This window comes from Rubrivirga sp. S365 (assembly GCF_032248475.1).
GTDB lineage: Bacteria > Bacteroidota > Rhodothermia > Rhodothermales > Rubricoccaceae > Rubrivirga > Rubrivirga litoralis.
Map to the genome: position 1 here is coordinate 1 of NZ_JAVTTN010000010.1, position 14359 is coordinate 14359.

Genomic DNA, 14359 nt, shown 5'->3' on the forward strand with positions numbered 1-14359 from the left:
CGGATCTCGGCCTCGGTCGGGTTGTCCGACGGGTCGAACGCGATCGTCAGGTGGTAGACCGGCTTCTGGGTCTGCGCCGAGAGCCCGGCCTGCTCGCTCATCTCGGCGACCACGCCGGGCACATCGTCCGCGAACACGTTCCGCGTCTCGATCCACCCGACGCGCTCCTCGCCCCCGCCGAGGTAGCCCGACAGTTTCGAGAAGCTGGCCTGGGTGCTGGCGCTCGCGACCACGGCTTATTCGAGCCCCGCCAGCACGCGGCGGAGGTGGTCGAGCGCGTCCGCGAGCCCGGCCTCTGGCGTCGGCGCACCCGACGTGTTCGCGGCCCGCGCGAGCTGGTTGAGGTTGACCCCGATCCGCCGGAGGAGCACCCGAGTCTCGCGGTCCGCCCGCGCCGTCACCGGGCGGCCGAGAGAGCGGCGGCGGACGTACTCGGAGACGGTGATTCCGGCCTCGGTCGCGGCGGCGCGGAGGTCGGCTTTCTCGGCTCCGCTCACGCGCACCTCGACCTTCTCGCCACGGCGGACGCCTGGTGGTCGTCCGCCCTTCTTGCGCGCCTTCGAGGTGGTGGCCGGAGCGGTCTCGCCGGACGACGTCTGGGTGGCTGCGTCCGTCATCGTGCCCCCTGGTGACCGAGGCCTGACCGACCCCTTGAGCCCGCCGGAACCGGCGGTGCGAATGCGGCCCGCGCCTGTGCGCGGAGACCCGAGCGCGGCCGGGTCGGTCGGGGTTCTCGTCCTGACGAGAACATAACTTGCCAGGAACCATCGGCCCTCCGCTCGCGGCGCCCGCCAGCGCGGAGAAGAACGGCCGGGTCGAGTGGCCGGCCCGAGGCGTCGCGGACTTCGAAGTGGAGGTGGGGACCGGTCGAGGTGCCGTCCCGTCCGGGCACGCCGCCGCTGGCCCCGAGCGGCTGGCCGCGCCGGACTCGGACCCCTCGCCGGAGCCCCCGACGTGTCGAGGACAGGTGCGCGTAGAGGCTCCGCCGATGGCTCGTTCCCAGGGCTCCCCTGTGGTCGATCTCGACGACGAGCCCGTACCCTGATCGCCTGCCCACGGAGCGCACGACGCCAGAGGCTACCGCCCGAACGGTCGTGCCGAGGGGGACCGCTAGATCGACGCCGTCGTGGTGCCGGGTCCTACCGGAGACGGGATGGCGTCGCCACCCGAACGGCGAGCTAACCGGGCCTCTGGCGGGAGGCGAGACCAACACCACCCGGCGCCGCGCAGCTCGCCGAATCGGAGGAGCCTCTCGACGCCGGACGACGAGAGGCTTCGGTCGTCGCGAGTCCTGCTCGGGACGCTTGATCTCAGTCTGGCCCAGAGCCGCTGCAACGGGCGCGAGCTGGCGGAGGGCTTCGCCGTTCGGCGAGCTGGCGAGCGGCACGCCCACCGCTGCGGCGAAGACCGCGAGATAGGCGACTCGCCGGAGTTGCTGGCCGGAAGGGAGGCGGGATGGAGGCACGGAAGGCGGGCGTCATGACACGTCACCTCGCACAGCGCGCCCGCGCCTTGGGGCGGCTCACGTGTCCTGACGAAAACTGCCCTCAAGCGGATCGAGCCGCGCTCGACACGCGGGTCTGGTGCTCGAGCCTTTCCCCATCCGCTCCGGACACCGACGCTGGCGTCTTTCGCGTCTCAGCGAGCCCCAAGACCAAAGGCACCCTTTTACAGGGCGAAGGGTACCGGTTTACAGGGCGCCCCTCCGAGACCATCGAAATCTCGGCGTCCGGTACCGGGGGGCCGGTTCTCTGACCTCGCCCGGAAGCGTCAGGGTCGAGAGGTACCGGTTTACGGGGCCAAAGGTACCCGTTTACAGGACGGCGCCTCCAAAGGCACCGGTTTACGGGGCGCAAACCAGCTCAGACGCTACCGTGGTGGGCGGTCAACCCTCGAAAGGTCCCCGTTTACAGGAGAGTGATCGGGAGGTACTCGTAGCCAGGGTGGAGCACCGGCTCGTCGGGAGATAGATGAGCTCCTCCCCGCAAACGTCCACCTATTGGGTGGGGACGCGGATATGGTGCCCGTCGGAACCGTCCGCGACGGCCTCTGGAGTCCAGGTGTCGGGTGCTGAGGCGGCGGCACATGCTCGCCCAGTGGGGGACACGACCATCGATTCCCGGCATCGACGGTCGTCATCGAGGTGGCGGGGTCCAGACCGACCAGCGTGAGCCTCCGGCGGGTTGGGGTGCGCTCTCGACGTGGGGGCCTTTGCCTTTCTCCACTCTCATCCTCAACAAACGCGACCCCGCGTCGTCGTTTAATAACCTTTAGAAGATGTTTAATACGTTTAGGGGTGCTCATCCTGTTGCGGCGCAACGAGATCCGGGGGCAAAGGTGGACGTTTGCGGGGTGACAGGTGGACACCTGCGGGGCGTTAGGTGGACGTTTGCGGGGCGACAGGTGGACGTTTGCGGGGCGACAGGTGGACGTTTGCGGGGAGCGGCGCTGTCTGAGCTGACTCGCGCCAGAAAGGCCATAAAATCAGCTATGGGAGTGTCTGGGAGCCGATTTGCCAGAAAGCATTTCCGTTTGCGTCTGCGGTCCCACGAGATAGGTGGACGTTTGCGGGGCGTTAGGTGGACGTTTGCAGGGAGCGGGGTCTGGTCATGACGAGCACCCTCTCCCAAATCGCCCCTCACAAGGCCGCAAAGGACGATTTCGGCCGTGGCGGTAGCTCGCGTTGTCAGGACTCCGCAGTGTCCGTACCCTGCAAGCGTCCACCCGTCCGATCCAAGGGGGCCGACCGCCTCCGGAGCCTTCTCGCCGGTCACGTGAACGGAGCCGAAATCAAGAAACACGTTGGGGCCGTCCACGTCCGCGGTGCGCTCTCGCTCCTCGAGCGGAAGGTCTCGAACGTCTTGCTGCTCAACGCCTACGACGAGCTCGACGACCCGACGGTGGCCGAGCACACGATCAACTTGCCCGTGCTGGCCGACGTCGTCGGCTTCGACTCGAAGGACTCGAAGAAGCTCAAGAACGCCCTCCGCGCGCTCGTCGACTACAAGATCGAGTGGGACGTGCTGGGTGAGGGCGACGACGAGGGCGAGTGGGGCGTGAGCTCGTTCCTGGCCTCGGCCCGCGTCGAGCGCCGGACCGGCATATGCACGTACTCGTACCCGGCCCCGCTCCGGCGCCGACTGGCGAACCCCCAGATCTACGCCCGGATCAACCTCTCGGTCCAGACTCGGTTCGCGAGCACGTACGCGCTCGCGCTCTACGAGAACTGCTTGCGGTTCCGGAAGGTGGGCTCGACGGGCTTCCTCGCGCTCGAGACGTGGCGGGGGCTTCTAGGTGTCGAGGAGGGCGAGTACGAGGAGTACAAGTACTTCAACAAGCGCGTGCTCAAGCCCGCCGTGTCCGGCGTGAACGCGCACTCCGACATCCGGGTCGAGATGGTGACCCGGAAGGAGGGGCGCCGGATCGTCGCGGTCAAGTTCCTGGTGTCCGAGGCGCCGGAGGGGCTCTCGGGCGACCCGTCCGACGTGGCCGAGGCGCTCGGGGCGGCCGTCCTCCCTGACCCCCGCGAACTGGCGCCGGAGCCCGCCGAGCTGCTGGCGCCGGTCCAGCTCAAGCTCGTCGAGTTCGGGCTCTCTGACGCCCAGGCGCTCGACCTCTCGACGGAGTTCGACGCCGACCGCGTCGAGCGCAACCTGGGCTACGTCGAGGCCAAGCTGGCTGCGGGCGACGACGTCAAGAACCTGGCTGCGTACACGGTCGCCGCCGTCCGCGGCGACTACGAGCGCGGCGACCGCGCGGCCCGGCGGAAGCGGGGGGAGGCCAAGGCGAAGGGGCCGAAGGCGACCGATCAGCCGGGGCTGTTCCCCTCGGCCGAGGTCGTCGCCGTCCGCTCCCTCGGGGAAGAGGACGCCGCCGAGGGCCGCCAGCTCGACGCGGCCATCGCCGCGCTCTCGGGCGCTGACCAAGCAGCACTCGACGCCGAGGCGGTCGCTCTGCTCCGGGAGCAGGGGAGCGGGTGGTGGCGCGAGGTCGAGGGGGCCGTGGAGTCGGGGGAGACGGGCGGGCTCGGCATCGCCGTACGGTCCGTGCTCCGGGTGGCGCGCCGCGACGTGATGCGCGCGCGTGCCACGTGAGACCGACCCCGCGCGTGCCGGTCCGAGAGGCGTTCCCGGAACTTGGGTACGGCGTAGCCGACACGGTCCGAGCGCTGAGGGACGGGCTCCCGGCCTCGCGAGCCGACGCGCTGGCGTCGGCGTTGGACCTCCCGGTGTCGCGAGTCGCCGGACTCCTCGGGATGTCGGCCTCGACGTTCTCCCGACGCCGACGCTCGGGGCGGCTGGGCCGGTCCGAGAGCGAGCGGGCCTACCGCTTCGGGCAGCTCGTCGAACGGGCGGCGGAGGCGTTCGGGACGACGGAAGTCGGTGCCGAATGGCTGAAGCGGCCGAACTGGGCGCTCGGCCGTGAGACGCCCATCGAGTACGCCGACACGGAGCCCGGTGCGCTCCATGTTGACCGCGTCATCGGCCGGATCGAGCACGGGATTCCCTCGTAGCGGGTGCCGGTCGGCACGACGAGTGGCCGCACCGGGTCTTTCACCGTGGGGTAGTGTTTCACCGTGCGGTGAAACCTGCCGGTGGACTGAAAACGGTGATCGACACCTGCAGGCGATGTGGCTCACCGTCGGGTCATGCGCTTGGAGACGCGCAGGCAGAACCGGGTAGCCTACTTTCGCACCGTGTACGACGACGAGAACCGAGCCACCGACGCGGCGTGCCGCGAGCTTCTGGACCACGTGCTCCAGGACGAGCGAGCGTGGATGAGTGATCTGGCGCCGGGCGGCGTCCCGTCCCCTGGCTTGGCCGCGCTCATCGATCGAGGTTCGCCCGAGTTCTCGGGTCGTCCGCTCCGGGTCCGGTGGCTCGGGCTCCTGGGCGAGGTCTTGTGGGACGTGTTCTCCGACAACCACGACGTGGTCGGGCCGGACGGCGAGCTCTACGACCTCGGCTCGTTCCGTGGGAGTGCGGACTTCATCGCCGACGTCGTGAACGACCGGCTCCCGGACGACCTCCGGGCCGGGCCGTCTCGGAGCGAGAGGGGATGGGGAGTCCGGGGCGTGGGTGCGTTCGTCTACCTCGACTTTTACATGGGGACGCTCGGCGCAGACAAGGGCCGAGTCCGCCCGTTCTACGTCCGGGTGTTCGAGCGCCTTCGGGAGCGGGGGTGCGACTGGCGGTACGCCTCGCCGTCGCTCGGAGCGGTCCGGCTGACCCCAACGGACTCCGACGACGACCCCGCGACCTATGACCCTCTGGCTGCTCTCGCTGAGGCGGCTACCCAGTCGGAGAAGAACGCCGCCTTCGAGAAGCTGTCTCGGGACTTCGCGGAAGCCAACGCCGAGGCGTTCGAGACGTCCGTCCGTGATCCGCCGCCAGTCGTCCGGTCCTACATGGAGGTGTTCGGCGGGCGTCCCCGATACGTTCGTCGCTGACGGCAGCGTGCGAGTTGATTAAATAGGGCGAGTTGTCCGAGTATGGCAACCTGGCCTATTTAGACAACCGACCTCGATTCCACGACAGCCATGATCTCGACAGACGCCGAGTACCAACGGGCGCTCCAGCGCCTCGCGGACGACGCTGAGACCTTGCGTAGTCAGCGTTCGTCGCTCATCGAGGCGGGTCTGAGCGGGCGAGAACTCGACCGGGCGATGGCCCCGTTGCTCTCGTTCCGGGCCGGTCTGGAAGAGGACGTCGAGTCGTACGAGGGCGGGCGCCCCACCGGCCCCGAGCGGAGGCCCCTGTGATCCTACCGCGTCGTCCGCTACGCACGGTGCGTTACGCGCGCTGCGTAGTGGGGACACCGTCTTGAACCAGAGGGAGGGGGGCGAGGTAGATTCCAGCCTCGTTTATACCTGCCCTGTGGCCCTCAGCATCAAGAACCCCGAGGCCGACCGGCTCGCGCGCCAGCTCGCCGCGGCGACGGGCGAGACCATCACCGAGGCCGTGCTCGGGGCCACCCGTGCGCGGCTCGTCCGCGAGACCGGGTGGAGCCCGGAGGGCGCGCGGGCCGAAATCGCCCGCATTCAGGAGCGGATCGCCGCGTCTCCGGTCCTCGACGGCCGGACGGACGACGAGATCATCGGGTACGACGAACACGGGCTCCCGACCTGATGGTCATCGATACGTCGGCGCTCGTCGCCATCCTGCAGACCGAGCCCGAGCCCGAATCCGGGCGGGCAGGACGCGCTGACGTCGCGTGTCTGGGGCCGCTGTCAAGACATTACAGTCACTGGCAAGAACTCCGCCGTCCGGTACCGGCGTATTCGATCCATCGACCCCTCCAGCCCCATGCCCCGACGACCTACACGGCGACGCTCGACGCGGGGCGTCGGCTCCCGCTTCGCGGAGACGCCCTCCACGCCCGATACTGGGTCCACCACCGTGTTGACGGCGTGATCGAGCTCCGCCCGGGGGGCGACGGTTCGCTGGTCTCCGCCCGCACGCTCCAGACCATTGGGCGGTCGGTGGAGTCGCTCGGCAGGGGAGAGGCGTCGGAGCCCATCGATCTCGATGGGGTGTTTCCCGACGACGGGGGCACGGCTCCCTTCCTCCCAGCATCGCTCCTTCGGGGGCCTCTCTCGAAAGAGTCGTCCTGGAGCCATACGGGTTGCCGGAGAGGGGTCGAGAGGCTTGCAAGATTGTAGCGTGGGACGCTGCAGATCGGTAGCGTAGCCTCCGCCCGCCCACATGCTGAGCCCTGCTGCGGGGACGAACAGGCCGAGTTCGTTTGCAGGCGTTACGTTACGTCGGTATCAAGAAGGGATAGCCGACGTATCGTGACACACGCTGATCGCCTTCTCGACCTCGCCCGCACGCGCAGCGTCCTCCGCTCGAAGGACCTCGCGCCTCTCGGCATCCCCCGCCAGACGCTCGCCCAGCTCCACAGGCGGGGTGACCTCGAGCGTGTCGGCCGCGGGCTCTACGTTCTCGCCGGTGCTGACGTGACCGAGTGCCACACGCTCGTTACCGCCGCGCGTCGTGTGCCCCACGGCGTCGCCTGCCTGCTCTCGGCCCTTCGTTTCCACGACCTCACGACACAGTCTCCCTTCGAGGTGTGGTTCGCCATCGAAGGCAAAGCGCGTCGGCCCAAACAGGAGGCGATCCCCCTTCGGGTGGTGTACATGTCGGGCGGGGCGTTCACCGAAGGCATCGAGACACACGAGCTGGAGGGTGTCGAGGTCCGGGTGTTCAGCGCGGCGAAGACGGTCGCCGACTGCTTCAAGTACCGGAACCGGGTCGGCCTCGACGTCGCCCTCGAGGCCCTCAAGGACTACCGCTGGAGCCCGACGTTCAACGCCGACGCGCTCTGGCGTTTCGCTCAGGTCTGCCGCGTCTCGACGGTCATGCGCCCGTACCTCGAAGCCGTAGCGTAGCTCGCGCTGGGCGGTGTAGCGGTTTGCCTAGAAGGGTGCTTGCTAGTACAATGGCATGCCACCGTACAAGCAAGCATGGCTCTCCCCATCGTCAACCGCTCCGCGGAGCTCTCTCGGCTCCACGCCTTGGCCGACGCTGGAGGGCACCGCCTAGCCCTCGTCACCGGTCGGCGCCGCGTGGGCAAGACGTACCTACTCGCCAACGGGTGGGGCGACCGGGATGTCTTCTTCTTTACGGCCTCCAAGACGACGCCCGAGCTCAACCGCCGCCAGCTCGTCGAGGCCGTCGCGGCGTGGAGCGGCGAGGACATCCGTCCAGAGGACTACCCGACGTGGAGGACCGTCTTCCGGCTCTTGCTGGAGCTTGGGGCTCCGCAGCCTCTGGTCGTGGTGCTCGACGAGTTCCAGTACCTCGGCGACGACGAGGCCGGGGCGGTCGAGGTGGCCTCGGAGCTCAACGCGGTCTGGGAGGCGGCGAGGCCCGAGCGGTCGTTCCTGCTGGTGCTGTCTGGCTCGGCCGTCGACACGATGGGTGCGCTCGCGTCTGGCGGCGGCCCGCTCTACGGCCGGTTCCAGTGGCAAGGCAAGCTCCGGCCGTTCGGGTACTGGCACGCCGCCGAGCTCGCGGGTGTGAATGACCTCCGCGAGCGGGCGCTCGTCTACGGCGTGTTCGGTGGGACGCCGCGCCACCTCGCCGACATCGACCCAGCGAAGCCCGTCGCCGAGAACGCGACGCGCCTGCTCCTCGACCCTGGCGGCGAGGTCCGGCTCTTGGTCGAGACGGCGCTCGAACAGGAGGAGGGCCTCCGCGACGTCGCCAAGTACCGGGCGATCCTGCACGCGGTCGCAAGCGGGCAGACGAAGCGGAGCGAGATCGCCGCCCGCGCCGGACTGCCCGTCGACGGCGCGCTCCGGGGCAAGCTCGACCGGCTCGTTGACCTCGGCTACCTCGAGACACGCCAGAACGTCGACGCCAAGCCGAACGCGGCGGCCCGCTACGGCGTCGCCGACGCGGCGTTCCGGTTCTACGAGCGGTTCGTTGAGGCCAACCGCTCCCGGCTGGAGCGGCTACCCGCCGCCCAGGTATGGGCCGAGTCCGTCGCCCCGCAGCTCGACGTGTACATGGGCCGCGAGTTCGAGCACGTGGCCGTGCAGGCGTACGACCGACGGGCGGCGGCGCTCGGTCTGCCGACGGTGGCGGAGTGGGGCCGGTGGGAAGGGACGGACCGAGACCGCCAGCCCGTCGAGGTCGACATCGTGGCCCCGCTCGTAGGCGGGGGCGTCCTGACGGGCGAGGTCAAGTGGAACCGGGAGCCCGTCGGTATCGGGGTCCACACGGGCCACCTCGACAAGCTGCGCCGGATGGCCGAGGCAGGTCGGGCGTGGGCGCACGGAGCACTCGGCCCGGACGGCGCGCTCCTGTACGTCTCGGCGAGCGGATTCGCCGACGGGCTCCAGGAACGCGCCGAGGAAGACGGCCACCGAGTGGTGTGCTGGTCGCTCGAGGATCTGTACGAGGACTGAGCGGGAGCCTCCCAACGGGGGCGACCGTCGGCTCGACGGAAGAATGCGGCCAGAGACGCTACTCGCTTCCCTCCGTCTCCGAATCGTCGTCGGACCCGAGCCGCCCGATCGCTGCGCGGACCTCGCGCTGGTAGTCCCGTCGGCGCTCGGCGTCCTCGATCCCCCGGGCGATCTGTTCTTCGCGGGGGTCGGCCGCGGACCCGTACGTGAGCGAGCCGAACAGTCCCGCGAGCGCCCGCCCCCGCTCTGTCTCGGCCTTCGCGTACCGGGCGGCCCGCTCATCGACGTAGGCCTCGGCGTCGGCTCGGAGCTCGTCGTCGGTGGCGTCGGCAAGCGAGAGGTCGACGCCGGGGAAGCGGCGGACGTGCTCCCAGACGTGGACCGGGATGGGGACCATGACCCGGTCGTACGACGCCTCGAACTGGGCGCCGTCGAGCTCGAGGTACACGAACCGGTAGTCGAATACCTCGTGGTAGAGGTGGAACGTGGGTCCGTAGGCGATGGTGGCTTTCGTCGACATAGGTTGGGAGGGGCGGCGGTCGGCGAGGTTGACCGCGAGACCATGATCCGTTCCGGGAAGGCGCGCGTGCTCGGGGTTATCCCGGAGAAGATGACGGGGGAGGACGCGACGTCGGTCCTTCGCCCTCGCCGCTCACTCGTCGCCTGAAACGAGATCGTCGTCGCCCGCTCCCTTCGACTGAGCGTCGAGGCGGCCAACCTCGCGGCCGATCCCGGCGTCGAGATCCTCGGTCGTCGGGGCCGGTCCCTCAAGGGCGTAGTTGGCGAGGACCCCACGAGCACGGGGTGCGCCGTCGGGGTGGCGACCTCCTTCGAGGTCACAGGGAGAGGTCATGACGGTCTCTGGTCGAGTCCGCCAGACCGGCGAGAGCGGTCGAGGCCGAACGTGGCCACGACGGCGGCGCGGACGGCGCCGAAGTCCTGGGGTCCGTCGACTGGGACGGAGCCCCGGAGGTCCCGGAGGGACTGGTGAACGGCCTTGGGGACAGCGATCTGGCCTCGGTGACCGACTCTGCTCGAGGGCATGTCGTGACGGGTGCTTGTCAGTCAGCACGAAAATGTACGCCGTGCGGCCATCTGCCTTCCCTGCAGCGCCGGGGAGCGGAGGGCGTTCTGGATTGTGCTCTGTTTTGCCTCTGTGGCGGCAAGTGAGCCCCTCTTGGTTCTCTCCCACAGGGCGGAACTGGGTGATCATATCTTATTTGCTTCTGGGGCGGCAGAATTTGTATGTTTGCAGTCAGGAGAGACCTTTTGCATCTGTTTATTGCCGCTCTAGCGGTACGCCCGTGCGCATCGACGACCTTGGACCCCTCCTCCGCTACCACCGCGAGCGCGCTGGCCTCTCGCGCCGCGCCCTCTCGGCCCTCTCGGGCGTGAGCGAGACGGCCATCTACGACGCCGAGCACGGCAAGCCCACCGTCCGGCTTGACACGCTCCTCGCCCTCCTCAACGTCCTCAACCTCTCGCTCCACGTCGAGGGACCTCTTGTCGCTGAGTACGAGCGGACCCTCGCCCCCTCCGACGATGCCTATGCGTAGTGCCCGCGTCCTGATGCACGGGGTCCCGGCCGGACGCCTCACGGAGGGGGAGGGGGAGTACACCCTCACCTACGAGCCTGGCTACGAAGGCCCGCCCGTCTCGCTCACGCTCTTGGTCCGCCCCGAGCCCTACCGATTCGACCGGTTCCCCCCCTTCTTCGACGGCCTACTCCCCGAGGGATGGCAACTCGAAGCCCTCCTCCGCCAGGCCAAGCTCGACCGCTCCGACCTGTTCGGCCAGCTCCTCGCGGTCGGCGAGGACCCCGTCGGCGCGGTCTCCGTCTTCCCCGACGTCGCTGAGGCCTCGCCTGGGGCCTCCTCGTGAACGACGCCCTCGGCCGGTGCCCGCTCACCTACGGTCCGCTCGGGTCGGGCGAGTCCCTCTACTCGGCGGCCGGACTCCGCCGTTTGTCCCGGACCCTCACCCACCTCGACCCGCTCCCGTTCACGGCGGCCAGGCTCGTCCAGGAGGCCGCCGCGCGGGCTGACCGGATGTCGATCGGGGGCGTCCAGCCCAAGGTCAGCGCCGTCCTCCGTCCGGCCGAGGGCCGCTTCGAGGTCGTCACGGTGGGGGGACGGTGGATCCTCAAGCCCGACAACCCGGCCTACCCCGAGGTCCCCGCCAACGAGGACCTCGCGATGCGCTTGGCGTCGGCCGCTGGCGTCGAGACGGCCGACCACGCCCTCGTCTACGCCCGTGGCGACGACGATCCGGACGCCCCCGGCGCCCTCGTCTACGCCGTCCGACGCTTCGACCGCGTCGGCCGCGGCGACAAGCTGGCCCTGGAAGACTTCGGACAGCTCCTCGGCCTCGACCGCGAGACGAAGTACGACGCGTCGATGGAACGGGCCGCCGCGGCCGTCGAGGCGTTCTGCACGTTCCCAGCGGTCGAGAAGGTCAGGCTCTTCCGGCGGACGCTCGTCGCCTTCCTGACGGGCAACGAGGACATGCACCTCAAGAACCTCGCAGTCCTCACCGGACGCGACGGGCTCCGCCGACTCTCGCCAGCCTACGACCTCGTCGCCTCGGCCGCCGTGCTCCGTGACCCCCAAGAGCTCGCGCTGCCCGTCGCTGGCAAGCGCTCGAACTTGCGCCGCGAGCACCTCGTCGACTACTACGGCCGCGAGCGCCTCGGCCTGACCGAGCGCGTCGTCGAGGGCGTCCTCGCAGACCTCGCCGACATCGGCCCGGCGTGGAATGATCTCATCGACCGATGCTTCCTTTCAGACGCGATCCGCGACCGGCTCAGCGAGACCCTCTCGGAACGTCGCCGTCGTCTCGGGCTGGTCGGGCTGATGACGAGGTGAGTACGGGGCGCTGGTCGGATCGAGACACACGATCCGGAGGGTGTCGAGGTCCGGGTGTACAACGCGGCGAAGACCGTCGCCGACTGCTTCAAGTACCGGAGCCGGGTCGGCCTCGACGTCGCCATCGAGGCGCTGAAAGACTACCGACGGAGTTCGGCCTTCGACGCCGACGCGCTCTGGCGCTACGCCCAGGTGTGCCGGGTCTCGACCGTCATCCGCCCCTACCTCGAGGTCGTCGCGTGAGCGCCGAACCCAGCCGAGCCGCGTCGGCCCGCCAGCGGCTCCTCAACCGGGCGCGCAGTAAAGAGGAGGACGTTCAGCCGTCGCTCTCGCTGAACGGCCACGCACGTCCGTAAGACCCACCGGCCCTGGGAGCCGCGGTTCGTGAGCGCGAGGTCGGGCACTATATTTGGTACCAGCCCGTAGTGACACGAACCCGACCGCATGGCCGCTGCTGACCGACCGAAGCTCTCCCGCAAGCACGCCCGCACGCTCGCGGCCGTCTTCGAGAGGCCTACCCGCGGCGACGTCGAGTGGTCGGCCGTCGTCGCGCTCGTCCGCAAGCTCGGCGCCACCGTCAGCGAGAAGCGCGCGGGCTCCCGCGTCGCCTTCGCCTTCGATGGGCGGGTGTTCGTCATCCACAAACCCCACCCAGGCCGCGAGCTCTCGAAGGGCTCGTGCGAGTCGCTCCGCGACTTCCTCCGAGCCTGCAAGCGAACGCCCGACTCCTTCTCCTCCTGAGCCCCTAGACGCCATGCTCAACTACAAAGGCTACCACGCGAGGGTCGAGTACCGCCCCGACGACAACCTGCTCTTCGGCCGCGTCCTCGACCTCGGCGACACGGTCGTGTTCGAGGCCGAGCGCGCCGCCGACGTCGAGGCCGCCTTCCAGGGCGCCGTCGACGACTACCTCGACTTCTGCGCTGAGATCGGGAAGGACCCCGACCGCCCGTTCAGCGGACGGTTCAACGTCCGCCTCAAACCCGCGCTCCACCGAGCGGCCGCCCTCGCCGCCGAGTCGGGGTCAGAGAGCCTCAACCACTTCGTCCAGACGGCCATCGCACACGAGGTCGAGCGTCGCGGCGCCGCCGCTGCCTGACGACGTCGGACGGGTCCGCCGGGGCGGTCACGACGTTCCCGTCCCGAGGATCCGCTGCCGGTTCGAGGTCGGACTCTGCAACTCCCAGACCGTCTTCGAGCCGCTCGTCGACGACTCCGGCAGCACGCCCGTTCTCGTCGGCCGCTCTCCGTTATGACTTCCGAACCCCGACCCGGCCCTTCAGACACGGCGACGGCCGTCCTAGCCGCGCTCCACCGCTCCGCCGCCCGAGCCCGCCGAGTGGCCGCCCAGACGGGGACCCGGGTCGTCGTCGTTCGCGACGGCGAACTGGTGAAGGAGTCCGTGCCCGCTTCCGAAGCTGTAGCGGGGCCGCCCCCGAGCGAGGAGCAGCACTAGCGGATTTCTCTGGAGCGTCCGCTATTGCAAATGCCCTCGCGTGACCGAGCTCCGCAGCAGTAGTGAGTGGCCTGACCTGGCCCGTTGCCGAACGTGACATAAGGGGCCAGGAGCGTCAGCGTGGCCGATTTAGGATGCCAGGCAGGACCCTGCAAATCCCGCGGTAGGCCAGGCCATCCCGTCAGCGACCGGGGCGTCAGCCGTCGTAGTGGCCCTTGCAAGGGTGCCGGGCAGGACCTTGCAAAATCCCGCAGTAGGGTGTTCAATCCCTCGCACAGGCATCGTATGAACCATTCACGGGACGGCCCCGTGCCCCAGACGGGTCGGCTGCAGAACCGAAGAGCCGCCGGCTTCTGAGTGGCTGATTCTGAGGAGGGTTCTGAGACGCTGGACGGGCTGGAAACAGCCCTGTCCATTCAGAAAGCGCGTTCTTCAGAACCGTACGGTTCTGAGCAGGCCGGCCAACTCCGCCTCTCGTGCCCCGGGCTTGGGATCGCTACTGCGGGATTTTACACCGATCTGCCCCCTACCCTTTGCACTGTGCGACGTCGACGGTGTCGCCTTCGACCCGGTACACAACCCGGTGCGTGTCGTCGATCCGGCGCGACCAGAAGCCCGACAGGTCTCCTTTGAGCGGCTCCGGCTTGCCGATTCCCTCGAACGGGCCGCGCTGAATGTCTTTCAGCAAGGCGCGGATTCGCTTGGCTCGCCGCCTATCGGTATCGAGCCAGTAGCTGAACTCCTCGAACGCCCGCGCGGAAAACCTAATCCGCATCGATCAGCGCGTCGAGCTCGTCCGGCGTCATGTCGACCACGTCGCCGGCCTCGAGTTGCGCGATCGACTCCGTCAGCCGCTCGCCATTCGCGCCGCGCATCAGCCAGGCCGTCTCGGCGTCACTGCGTAGGTCTTGCAGCTCGGCCTGGATCCGGTCGTACTCGAACTTGGACAGCATGACGGCGACCGGCCGACCCTGCTTCTCGATGGTGACCGGTTCGCGCTGCGCGCTGTCGAGCAAGCGCCCGAACTGGTTCTTGGCCTGGGTTGCTGCGAGCGCGGTCATGGGATCGGGTTGAGTGCCGTTCGACTATTTTAGCTAAAATGGCTATCCGCGTCAACTGGTATCT

General features: G+C 68.9%; 22 protein-coding genes. 13 read left to right on the top strand and 9 right to left on the bottom strand.

The features are described 5' to 3' along the window. The 3 genes from RQM47_RS16800 to RQM47_RS17530 form a co-directional block, all read right to left on the bottom strand. Positions 1-233 (bottom strand): relaxase/mobilization nuclease domain-containing protein (locus tag RQM47_RS16800; RefSeq protein WP_314009839.1); only part of this gene is annotated, 233 nt, incomplete at its 3' end. A gap of 3 nt (positions 234-236) precedes the next feature. Then, positions 237-617 carry a plasmid mobilization protein gene (locus RQM47_RS16805; protein ID WP_314009841.1) on the bottom strand — a complete coding sequence of 127 codons (381 nt, stop codon included), beginning with the start codon at positions 615-617 and terminating at the stop codon, positions 237-239. Then, the gene (locus RQM47_RS17530) at positions 614-1465 is read right to left on the bottom strand and encodes a M23 family metallopeptidase (protein WP_409946040.1); all 852 of its coding nucleotides are present in this window, start codon (positions 1463-1465) and stop codon (positions 614-616) included. Before RQM47_RS17530 ends, RQM47_RS16805 begins: the two co-directional genes overlap by 4 nt. A 1309-nt stretch (positions 1466-2774) precedes the next feature. On the opposite strand from RQM47_RS17530, the gene RQM47_RS16810 reads away from it, so the two are divergent. The 7 genes from RQM47_RS16810 (at position 2775) to RQM47_RS16840 (ending at position 8914) form a co-directional block, all read left to right on the top strand. Continuing rightward, complete coding sequence (locus RQM47_RS16810) at positions 2775-4094, top strand: replication initiation protein (protein WP_314009843.1); 1320 nt, start codon at positions 2775-2777, stop codon at positions 4092-4094. Between the two features lie 14 nt (positions 4095-4108). Further along, entirely contained in the window at positions 4109-4513 is a 405-nt protein-coding gene (locus tag RQM47_RS16815) for an antitoxin Xre/MbcA/ParS toxin-binding domain-containing protein (protein WP_314009844.1), read from the top strand. A gap of 183 nt (positions 4514-4696) precedes the next feature. Further along, positions 4697-5449 carry a hypothetical protein gene (locus RQM47_RS16820; RefSeq protein ID WP_314009846.1) on the top strand — a complete coding sequence of 251 codons (753 nt, stop codon included), beginning with the start codon at positions 4697-4699 and terminating at the stop codon, positions 5447-5449. 90 nt (positions 5450-5539) lie between these two features. Then, positions 5540-5761: a hypothetical protein gene (locus RQM47_RS16825; RefSeq protein ID WP_314009848.1), complete on the top strand. Its 222-nt coding sequence runs from the start codon at positions 5540-5542 to the stop codon at positions 5759-5761. Positions 5762-5876: 115 nt separating this feature from the next. Beyond that, positions 5877-6128 (top strand): type II toxin-antitoxin system VapB family antitoxin, encoded by a 252-nt coding sequence (locus RQM47_RS16830; protein ID WP_314009849.1) that lies wholly within the window; start codon positions 5877-5879, stop codon positions 6126-6128. Positions 6129-6790: 662 nt separating this feature from the next. Next, positions 6791-7390, top strand: a complete 600-nt coding sequence (locus RQM47_RS16835) for a type IV toxin-antitoxin system AbiEi family antitoxin domain-containing protein (protein ID WP_409946061.1) — start codon at positions 6791-6793, stop codon at positions 7388-7390. Positions 7391-7465: 75 nt separating this feature from the next. Continuing rightward, positions 7466-8914, top strand: a complete 1449-nt coding sequence (locus RQM47_RS16840) for an ATP-binding protein (RefSeq protein WP_314009853.1) — start codon at positions 7466-7468, stop codon at positions 8912-8914. A 58-nt stretch (positions 8915-8972) separates the two neighbouring features. Here RQM47_RS16840 and RQM47_RS16845 read toward each other — a convergent pair whose 3' ends face one another. The 3 genes from RQM47_RS16845 to RQM47_RS16855 all read right to left on the bottom strand — a co-directional run bounded on the left by RQM47_RS16845 (position 8973) and on the right by RQM47_RS16855 (position 9958). Beyond that, entirely contained in the window at positions 8973-9434 is a 462-nt protein-coding gene (locus RQM47_RS16845) for a hypothetical protein (protein ID WP_314009854.1), read from the bottom strand. A 132-nt stretch (positions 9435-9566) separates the two neighbouring features. Beyond that, on the bottom strand, positions 9567-9767 hold the full coding sequence (locus tag RQM47_RS16850; protein ID WP_314009855.1) for a hypothetical protein: 201 nt from the start codon (positions 9765-9767) through the stop codon (positions 9567-9569). Next, the gene (locus RQM47_RS16855) at positions 9764-9958 is read right to left on the bottom strand and encodes a hypothetical protein (RefSeq protein WP_314009857.1); all 195 of its coding nucleotides are present in this window, start codon (positions 9956-9958) and stop codon (positions 9764-9766) included. The genes RQM47_RS16850 and RQM47_RS16855 overlap by 4 nt, the downstream gene beginning before the upstream one ends. A gap of 260 nt (positions 9959-10218) precedes the next feature. Here RQM47_RS16855 and RQM47_RS16860 point away from each other — a divergent pair, with 260 nt between their 5' ends. The 6 genes from RQM47_RS16860 (at position 10219) to RQM47_RS16885 (ending at position 12877) form a co-directional block, all read left to right on the top strand. Then, positions 10219-10470: a helix-turn-helix domain-containing protein gene (locus RQM47_RS16860; protein ID WP_314009858.1), complete on the top strand. Its 252-nt coding sequence runs from the start codon at positions 10219-10221 to the stop codon at positions 10468-10470. After that, the gene (locus RQM47_RS16865) at positions 10457-10795 is read left to right on the top strand and encodes a HipA N-terminal domain-containing protein (protein ID WP_314009860.1); all 339 of its coding nucleotides are present in this window, start codon (positions 10457-10459) and stop codon (positions 10793-10795) included. Before RQM47_RS16860 ends, RQM47_RS16865 begins: the two co-directional genes overlap by 14 nt. Further along, the gene (locus tag RQM47_RS16870) at positions 10792-11778 is read left to right on the top strand and encodes a HipA domain-containing protein (protein WP_314009862.1); all 987 of its coding nucleotides are present in this window, start codon (positions 10792-10794) and stop codon (positions 11776-11778) included. The genes RQM47_RS16865 and RQM47_RS16870 overlap by 4 nt, the downstream gene beginning before the upstream one ends. Positions 11779-11832: 54 nt before the next feature. Continuing rightward, positions 11833-12021, top strand: a complete 189-nt coding sequence (locus RQM47_RS16875; protein WP_314009864.1) for a hypothetical protein — start codon at positions 11833-11835, stop codon at positions 12019-12021. A gap of 201 nt (positions 12022-12222) precedes the next feature. After that, complete coding sequence (locus RQM47_RS16880) at positions 12223-12519, top strand: type II toxin-antitoxin system HicA family toxin (protein WP_314009865.1); 297 nt, start codon at positions 12223-12225, stop codon at positions 12517-12519. A 13-nt stretch (positions 12520-12532) separates the two neighbouring features. Further along, on the top strand, positions 12533-12877 hold the full coding sequence (locus RQM47_RS16885; protein WP_314009866.1) for a type II toxin-antitoxin system HicB family antitoxin: 345 nt from the start codon (positions 12533-12535) through the stop codon (positions 12875-12877). Positions 12878-13078: 201 nt separating this feature from the next. Here RQM47_RS16885 and RQM47_RS16890 read toward each other — a convergent pair whose 3' ends face one another. From RQM47_RS16890 to RQM47_RS16900, 3 genes are all read right to left on the bottom strand, one after another. Then, entirely contained in the window at positions 13079-13231 is a 153-nt protein-coding gene (locus RQM47_RS16890) for a hypothetical protein (protein ID WP_314009867.1), read from the bottom strand. A gap of 529 nt (positions 13232-13760) precedes the next feature. Continuing rightward, on the bottom strand, positions 13761-14009 hold the full coding sequence (locus tag RQM47_RS16895) for a Txe/YoeB family addiction module toxin (protein ID WP_314009868.1): 249 nt from the start codon (positions 14007-14009) through the stop codon (positions 13761-13763). Next, positions 13999-14295 (bottom strand): type II toxin-antitoxin system Phd/YefM family antitoxin, encoded by a 297-nt coding sequence (locus RQM47_RS16900; RefSeq protein ID WP_314009869.1) that lies wholly within the window; start codon positions 14293-14295, stop codon positions 13999-14001. Before RQM47_RS16900 ends, RQM47_RS16895 begins: the two co-directional genes overlap by 11 nt. Positions 14296-14359: the final 64 nt, after the last annotated feature.

Bases quoted from the DNA above. Each gene is read 5' to 3' on its own strand.
- RQM47_RS16900 (WP_314009869.1), bottom strand. From the start codon at position 14,295: ATGACCGCGCTCGCAGCAACCCAGGCCAAGAACCAGTTCGGGCGCTTG.
- RQM47_RS16885 (WP_314009866.1), top strand. From the start codon at position 12,533: ATGCTCAACTACAAAGGCTACCACGCGAGGGTCGAGTACCGCCCCGAC.
- RQM47_RS16805 (WP_314009841.1), bottom strand. From the start codon at position 617: ATGACGGACGCAGCCACCCAGACGTCGTCCGGCGAGACCGCTCCGGCC.
- RQM47_RS16880 (WP_314009865.1), top strand. From the start codon at position 12,223: ATGGCCGCTGCTGACCGACCGAAGCTCTCCCGCAAGCACGCCCGCACG.
- RQM47_RS16855 (WP_314009857.1), bottom strand. From the start codon at position 9,958: ATGCCCTCGAGCAGAGTCGGTCACCGAGGCCAGATCGCTGTCCCCAAG.
- RQM47_RS16845 (WP_314009854.1), bottom strand. From the start codon at position 9,434: ATGTCGACGAAAGCCACCATCGCCTACGGACCCACGTTCCACCTCTAC.
- RQM47_RS16895 (WP_314009868.1), bottom strand. From the start codon at position 14,009: ATGCGGATTAGGTTTTCCGCGCGGGCGTTCGAGGAGTTCAGCTACTGG.
- RQM47_RS16840 (WP_314009853.1), top strand. From the start codon at position 7,466: ATGGCTCTCCCCATCGTCAACCGCTCCGCGGAGCTCTCTCGGCTCCAC.
- RQM47_RS16865 (WP_314009860.1), top strand. From the start codon at position 10,457: ATGCCTATGCGTAGTGCCCGCGTCCTGATGCACGGGGTCCCGGCCGGA.
- RQM47_RS16825 (WP_314009848.1), top strand. From the start codon at position 5,540: ATGATCTCGACAGACGCCGAGTACCAACGGGCGCTCCAGCGCCTCGCG.
- RQM47_RS16850 (WP_314009855.1), bottom strand. From the start codon at position 9,767: ATGACCTCTCCCTGTGACCTCGAAGGAGGTCGCCACCCCGACGGCGCA.